At 54.1% G+C, this 425-nt stretch carries 1 rRNA gene; it reads right to left on the minus strand.

Annotation, left to right across the window (positions count from 1 at the left end):
• A 16S ribosomal RNA gene (locus BSZ14_RS18845) occupies positions 1 to 425 on the minus strand; the annotation flags it as partial.

Here is a 425-nt window from a genome sequence, read left to right on the forward strand (position 1 = left end):
CTGTTTGCTCCCCACGCTTTCGTGCATGAGCGTCAATCTTGACCCAGGGGGCTGCCTTCGCCATCGGTGTTCCTCCACATCTCTACGCATTTCACTGCTACACGTGGAATTCTACCCCCCTCTGCCAGATTCAAGCCTTGCAGTCTCCATCGCAATTCCCAGGTTGAGCCCGGGGCTTTCACAACAGACTTACAAAACCGCCTGCGCACGCTTTACGCCCAGTAATTCCGATTAACGCTTGCACCCTACGTATTACCGCGGCTGCTGGCACGTAGTTAGCCGGTGCTTATTCTTACGGTACCGTCATGAGCCCCCTGTATTAGAAAGAGCCTTTTCGTTCCGTACAAAAGCAGTTTACAACCCGAAGGCCTTCATCCTGCACGCGGCATGGCTGGATCAGGCTTGCGCCCATTGTCCAAAATTCC

The sequence above is a fragment of the Sphingomonas sp. Sph1(2015) genome, assembly GCF_001970915.1.
Lineage (GTDB): Bacteria > Pseudomonadota > Alphaproteobacteria > Sphingomonadales > Sphingomonadaceae > Sphingomonas > Sphingomonas parapaucimobilis.